This is a genomic window from Flavobacterium sp. Root935 (assembly GCF_001429295.1).
Lineage (GTDB): Bacteria > Bacteroidota > Bacteroidia > Flavobacteriales > Flavobacteriaceae > Flavobacterium.
Window position 1 is genome coordinate 669941 of record NZ_LMJL01000010.1, and the last position, 7212, is coordinate 677152.

6 protein-coding genes and 1 tRNA gene are annotated in these 7212 nt (G+C 31.8%); 1 reads left to right on the forward strand and 6 read right to left on the reverse strand.

Translation table 11 applies throughout. The features are described from left to right. Positions 1-7: 7 nt before the first annotated feature. The 6 genes from ASE40_RS13825 to ASE40_RS13855 form a co-directional block, all read right to left on the reverse strand. The gene (locus ASE40_RS13825) at positions 8-451 is read right to left on the reverse strand and encodes a hypothetical protein (RefSeq protein WP_057117644.1); all 444 of its coding nucleotides are present in this window, start codon (positions 449-451) and stop codon (positions 8-10) included. 280 nt (positions 452-731) lie between these two features. Further along, positions 732-2831: a peptidylprolyl isomerase gene (locus ASE40_RS13830; RefSeq protein WP_057117645.1), complete on the reverse strand. Its 2100-nt coding sequence runs from the start codon at positions 2829-2831 to the stop codon at positions 732-734. A gap of 107 nt (positions 2832-2938) precedes the next feature. Further along, entirely contained in the window at positions 2939-4195 is a 1257-nt protein-coding gene (locus ASE40_RS13835; RefSeq protein ID WP_057117646.1) for a hemolysin family protein, read from the reverse strand. 206 nt (positions 4196-4401) lie between these two features. Beyond that, positions 4402-4953 carry an LPS export ABC transporter periplasmic protein LptC gene (gene lptC, locus ASE40_RS13845; RefSeq protein ID WP_057117648.1) on the reverse strand — a complete coding sequence of 184 codons (552 nt, stop codon included), beginning with the start codon at positions 4951-4953 and terminating at the stop codon, positions 4402-4404. 51 nt (positions 4954-5004) lie between these two features. Continuing rightward, the gene (locus ASE40_RS13850; protein ID WP_057117649.1) at positions 5005-6231 is read right to left on the reverse strand and encodes a hypothetical protein; all 1227 of its coding nucleotides are present in this window, start codon (positions 6229-6231) and stop codon (positions 5005-5007) included. Continuing rightward, the gene (locus tag ASE40_RS13855) at positions 6224-6958 is read right to left on the reverse strand and encodes a type III pantothenate kinase (RefSeq protein WP_057117650.1); all 735 of its coding nucleotides are present in this window, start codon (positions 6956-6958) and stop codon (positions 6224-6226) included. The genes ASE40_RS13850 and ASE40_RS13855 overlap by 8 nt, the downstream gene beginning before the upstream one ends. A gap of 103 nt (positions 6959-7061) precedes the next feature. Between ASE40_RS13855 and ASE40_RS13860 the strand changes: the two genes are divergently transcribed. Continuing rightward, positions 7062-7134 (forward strand) — tRNA-Phe (locus tag ASE40_RS13860). The last annotated feature ends 78 nt before the right edge of the window (positions 7135-7212 follow it).

Sequence of the window (7212 nt, forward strand, 5' to 3'; positions counted from 1 at the left end):
AAAGTCATCAATAGTTAACTTTCTTGTTTTTAACGTCTTTTGTTTCTAAACGACGAACTGACTGGCTTTCTTGTTCGTTTGATTCAATAAGTCTGTTGTGCAAACGCTCAGCCATTTTTTCGATACTGTTTGTAATAGAATCATAAACAAGTTCCATTCTACGGTGCTTTTCTTCTTTTACTGCCTTTAAAACATCTTCAACAAAGATCTTATCATATTTTTCGGCTACAGAATCATGGGTATTGGTTAATCTTATTACATAATCATTACTCAAGATTGTAACTTTAAAATGCTGCTCTTCGTTACTCAAATAATACTTTCCACCCAATTCATCAACATTGATGTCGGTACTGCTAACTTTTAAAAGCTCGGTAATAATCCCAAAGATATGACTCTCAATTTTGGTATATACTCTTGGCTTCTTTTTAAAAATTTTTAAAGTAAAAAACATTAAATGTTTATTTAGTAAAATATTTGATTTTTGTTTTAATTGTCTTTCTAACAGTAATTTAAACGCTAAAAATATGTTAAATTTTAAATTCTGGACAAATTAACTGTAATAATTTGAATATCACAAATTTTTTAAATTAAATTTCGATTATTCCTATATACTATAAGATAATTAACAAAAAAATATTACAAAATAGAATTATTTAGTTTTCAATAAAAAAAAAGAAAACCCGAAACATCTTAATGACGTTTCGGGTTTTTATGGTATTAGTTACTATTTACTAGTAATTGAATTGTAATCTGTTATCTTCAATTTTTGCATTGTTTTTCAACGCTGGTAATACTCTGCTTGCATCATTTGCGCTTTGAGCTTTTACTTTCTCTACATAAGCAGCGTGATTAGCAATTGCAGGAGCTTTTACCGTTTTAATGTTTTTCACAACATATACTCCCGTGTTTCCTTCAATTGGAGCAGAAATTTTATTTGCAGTTAAAGCAAATGCATTTCCAACAACTCTTGGCTCTTGTCCAACTCCACCAGGTAATACTGGATTATCTAAAGTTACATCAGTTGCTTGTTGAACAGCAACTCCAGCTGCTTTAGCGATAGCTTCAATACTTGAACCTGTCATTTTTGCTTTTAATAATTCAGCTTTTTTCTTGTTTTTCAAGATTGGCTCTACGTAAGGTCTTGCCATTGTAACTGAAACTAAACCTGATTTGTTTTCACCTTTATATTGAGCGATAACGTGTCCGATATTTGCAATTTCAAAACGTTTTACGTCTCCTTTGCTTGTTTCTTTGTCAAAAGCCCATCTTACAATGTTACGTTGGTTTCCTAATGGTCCAAAAGCTTCATCCATAGCTTTAGCATTTACAGGCTGAGCAACTTTTAAACCTAATTCTTTTGCTGCAGCATTGAAATCTTTGTCAGCAGCATCCATTTCGAATTTAGTTGCCAAAGTAAATACTTTATCAGATGTAGCTTCAGAAGGCTCAATTTTTTGAGCAATTGTAGCTAAACGAATTCCGTCTTGTTTGTCTGTAATTTTGATAATGTGAAATCCGAAAGGAGTTTCTACTAAACCAACTTTACCAATTCCGTTGTTGAATACAAAATCATTGAATGGTTTTACCATTTGGTTTGGACCAAAATATCCTAAATCACCACCTTGTTGTGCAGATGAATCATCAGAACTTGTAAAAGCCAACATCATAAAACTATCTGGATTAGCTTGAACTTGAGCTAAGATTTCTTCAGCTTTAGCTTTTGCTTCTTCTTTAGTTCTTTTTTCTTTTGGTGATGGTGTTTGAGAACCTTCGTATGCAATTAAAATATGACTAGCTTTTGCGTTAACTCCAGCTTTAAATCCTTGAGATTTAGAAATTGCATAGTATCTTCCGTAAACATAAGGTCCGTAAATTGCTCCAGCTGGTAAGCTGAATAATTTATCAGCATCTACAGCTGGTAAAGCATTTTTAGGAACATACGTAGAATCGTAAGGAACATCAGAATTTGCGTTTACAAATTCAGCGATATTTGTTGCAGTTCTAAAACCTGGCAATGTATCATTTTTACCTGTTTTAGCATTGTAAACAACACTTCCTGATAATAATGCATTTAATTTTGATTTAATTTCAGCTTCATCTTCTTTAGAAGCTTTATCTTCTACTAAAACATATTGAATTTCACGAGTTGCATCCGCTTTGAATTTTTTCTCGTTTTTCTTCATATAATCTACAATTTCTGAATCAGAAATTTTTACTTCACTATCTTTAATAGAAGAGTAAGGAGCTGCAGCGTAAGCAAAGCTTACTTTATTAGCTTCCATTTCATACTTTAACTTTCCTTCACTAGCAGTTGTGTAAAGTCCTGATTTAACTAAAGTATTATAGATTTGAAACTTTGCGTTTAATTCAGCATCTTTCTCTTTTTGAGCGATGTATTGTGCTGCTTCTGGATTTGATTTGAAGTAATCTTTAAATTTAACTACATCAAAAATTCCTGCTGCATTTAAGAACATTGGGTTTTTACCAATGTTTGGATCTGATTTTAAAACTTCTAATAAGTGTTTTTCACCTACTCTCAATCCTAATTTATCAAATTGTGATGACAATAAAGCGATTGAAACTTCTTGATCCCAAACTCTGTTTGCAGCTTCAGTGGAAGTAATACCTTGCCCACTTTTTTCAACATTACTAACTTTAACTCTAAAGTCTTCAAATGAAATATCTTTTCCGTCGATGCTTCCTACATCTTTTGAACTTTGACCAAATGTTCCTCTTGTAAATAGATCTTGTATTATAAATGCAAATAATGCAAGTGCAATAACTCCTATCAATAAAGCGGAACGCTGTCTAATTTTTGCTAAAACTGCCATTTTATTATCGTTAATTTTATATTCAGTTTGCGAAAATACAATTATCTAGTTAATAACAATACAACTAGCGTTTTATTTTACACATTTTTTTTTAATAATTTAAAAAATCAATCTTTAATTGTCAATTTGACTAGTTCTATTTTCTTATTTGACGCCTCTTTTATAAAAAAATGGTACTTATCTATTACAATTTTATCTCCTTTTTGTGGGATTTCTTTTGTATGATTTACAATAAAACCTCCTAAAGTTCCATAAGAATCTTCCTCAGGAATCATTAATTTGTAGGTTTCATTTAAATATTCAACATCTAATCTTGTCGAAAACAAATACTTGCCTTCGCCTATTTCTTCTTCGATTAGTTCCTCATCTAAATCATGTTCGTCTTCAATTTCACCAAAAAGCTCTTCGACAATATCTTCAATTGTAATTATTCCAGAAGTTCCGCCATATTCATCTAAAACAACTGCGACATTTTTACGTTTTTTAATCAATAAAGTCAAGACATCTTTTATTAAAATTGTTTCAGGAACAAACTCAACTGTCATCAAAACCGATTTTATTGTCGCTGGTTTCTTGAATAAATCAAACGAATGCACATAACCCACTATATCGTCTAAAGAATTCTGGCTAATGATAATTTTAGAATATCCTGTTTCGACAAATAACGCTTTAAGGTCATCAACTGTATCAAACAAATCTATGTCTACAATTTCTGTTCTAGGTGTCATTATATCGCGTGCTTTTACACCTGAAAACTCCAGAGCATTTTGAAAAATCTGAATTTCAGAATCTACTTCTTCATCTTCTTCAACCGTGCTCATTTGTTCTGTAATATAATTTCCAAGTTCAATCCTGCTAAATAATTGAATCTGATTTCCTTCTGTTTTAAAAAATTTACTCAGCACAAAATCTGCAATCCAAATAAAGAAAGTTGAAATGTAATAAAATAATCGGTAAAATAAATAGGCCGGAAGAGCGAGAATCTTAATTAAAGAATTCGCATAAATCTGAAAAAATACTTTAGGGAAAAATTCTGAAGTTAACAGAACCACAAATGTGGCAAGCAGAGTTTGAACAAGAACATTCCACCAATCCGAAAAAACAAGACCAAAATGCGCCATCCAATTCAAAATCAGATCGCCCATAAAAAAGCCATAAACAACCAAAGCGACATTGTTGCCAATAAGCATGGCCGCAATAAATTTGGATGGATTTTCGGTAAGTTTAGTTAAGATTCGAGACAAGAAATCGTCTTGTTTCTTTTCTATTTCGAGGTAAATTTTGTTGGAGGAAATAAACGCAATTTCCATTCCAGAGAAAAAGGCTGCTAGTATTAAACATATTATTATAATACTAATTTCCATTTTTATTGTTTTTTGTTACGGTTATCGTATTTATTAAGAAACCTTCTTCTAAAGAAAAACATAAAAACAGCCATTCCTGCGATTACAAAGTAGAAGGGATAACTTTCATCTCCTTCGTTTAGTTTCACTATACCATCATAAGCAAAAAAAAGTGCAAATGCGATATAGATAAATTGTGTATATTTTAAATAACCCATGATATATTTTTATTCTTCAGATTCAATTTCGCCGCTTATTCGCTGCGAATTAATCACTTTAAAATCTTTACTAAAATCTATTCCCTGACCGTGAGAAACTCCTTTTTTATCGGTAAGTTTAAATTTTCTTTCGGTATAAAACCATTCATTTTTCTGATCAAAGTATAATTGCTCAGTTTCCAAAACCTGTCCAGCTTCAGAGGTGATTTTTACTTTTCCAATCAAATCAATAATCCCTGTATTTTTATACGAAACCGCATAATTTCCTCTTATAAAGGTACGCTTTTGCTTTTTGTCATATAAAGTAACATCTAATCCTTTAGGAAATTCTGTGAAAGGAAAATCAAGATTTGAATAATCCAGCATTTTAGGACTTATTAAAATACCTGAAATACGTCCAGAATCTGTATACTTTATATTAACTGTATCTGCATCACTTGCCGGGACAAACTCTGAGAAGTTAATTTTCTGAACATCTTTAAAATTACTTTCGCACCCAAAAAATAGTGTCACAGCAAAAACTGTGACAACTAGCAGACTATATCTCTTTGGTAAATTCATTCGCCAAATGTAATAAATTGTAATGAGCTTAGAAAAGATAAAATATTATGTTTATTGGAATTTACTCTTCACGAACCATTTGTCGTTGAAAGAGAAACTTAAACTAAAATTCACGTAATTTTCTTGAACTAAATTAGAAGAAACTGTACCGCGTTTACCAAATTCAATTCCGAAATTCAAATTTGAATAAGATCCTGGAATCGGAATTCCAGCTCCTAATGTCATTCCGACATCTTTAATTGATTCGTTGTTTACAATCAAACCAATTTTTTCATATTTCAAACCAGCTCTATAGGTAATTCTACTCATGTAACTTGTAAACGAATTATAATTAGGAAGATAATATCCTCCTAGAGCATATTTAGAATAACTTTCATAGCTTACATTTTGAGCTGAATTGTAATAATTTGCTAACTGTCCATCTCCTTGAAAAGTCATATTTGCACCTACAAGCCATTTTCTTGCTTCACCAATTCCTAAACCAATGCTTAATTTATTTGGAAGTTTTAATTTTGTTGAAGTTGCAGGATATATATAAGGATCAGGGTCACCTTGTACTGAAATTACTCTTGTATTATCTGAGTTAAGATTACTGGCAAATGAATAACTCAAACTAGAAAATATACTAACCTTTTTGTACACTTTTCTTTGATACATCGTTCCTAAGCTAAAAGCCATACCTGATAATTCAGATGTATTTACTTCTGCTGTTCCATTTTGCACACCAGAAATACCTTCTACACTTGTTGTTGTAATTTTTCCAAAATTGTATTGGGCATCTATACCAATATTCCAATTTTGGATAATTTTATATCCTAATCCGAAATAAACTTTGTTTACCCCTCCTTTTCCGTCAAGCTGTGAATTAACATCTCCTTCTGTCGGAGAACTATTCAAAATTTTATATCCTACCGAAGTTACTGGGATCAAACCAAAAGAAGCACCAAATTTTCCCATAGGAATTCCTAATGCTAAATAATCAAAAGTACTACGTTGTGCTTTTTCAGATTGCGTACTTGTTTTTAAATTAGAAGTTGCAAAAGTTCCCCCAACGGTAAACGTAGTTTGTATTAAACTGGCATAACTTGCAGGATTATCTAAATTTAAGTGAATCGTATCTTGCTCCACTGCAACGCCAGCCATAGATCTATTTTCAAGAGTTCCCTTGAATCTTACATCTCCTATTCCGAAAAAAGAATAAGGCGAAGCAGTACCTTGTTGAGCAAATGAAACGAACGATATAAGCAAACAAGCGCTTATTAATACTTTTTTAATCATTGTCGATTTTATATTGATATGTTTGGTTCAAACTCTCCAGAAGGAAATTTGAATTGGCAAATATGGTATTTTTTAATCGTTTAGCCAAAAAATCTGCATCGCCTCCCGTTAAAATTATGATAAAATTTGAAAACTCTCTGCGATAATCATCGATAAAACCGTCAATCTCATAGACGAAACCATTAACAACTCCAGAATGTATGGCTTGTGCCGTTGAGTTTCCTATATATGATTCAGGGCTTTCTAATGTAAGTAACGGCAGTCTGGCCGTAAAATTATGCAGTGATTCATAACGCAGGCGAAGACCCGGAGAAATGGCTCCTCCTAAATAATTATCATTTTCGTCGATAAAATCGTAGGTTATACATGTTCCGGCATCAATAACCAATCTATTTTGTTGAGGGAATTTTAAAGTTGCTCCCGCAGCCAAAATCATTCGATCTATTCCTAATGTTTTTGGTGTTGCGTATTTATTATGAAAAGGAAATACATCTTCGTGTGTAAAAAAATGAACTTTTAATTGATTTTCGAAAGTTAAAAAGGATTGTTTTTCGATACTTCCTACTGATGCAACAACCAAATCAGAGCAGTTTGGAAATTTTTTTAAAATTTTTTCAATTTTTTCTTCCAGTTCATTTTTCTCAAAAATAAAATTCTCCAGAGCAGTATTTCCCTCAAATACAGATGCTTTAATTCTGGTGTTTCCGACATCAACAGTTAAAATCATTTTTACTTTTTGTTTCTGCGAAGATACGAATTGATTTTTTTTTTAAAATGTTTTGGATAAACGGAAAATGATTCTATCTTTGCACCCGCATTAACCGCACAACGGTACCTTAGCTCAGATGGTAGAGCAATGGACTGAAAATCCATGTGTCCCTGGTTCGATCCCTGGAGGTACCACAAAACCCGAATAGCAATATTCGGGTTTTTTGTTTTTTAATACTCATTCAAATGCATTATCTCTATATTCTCTATTCA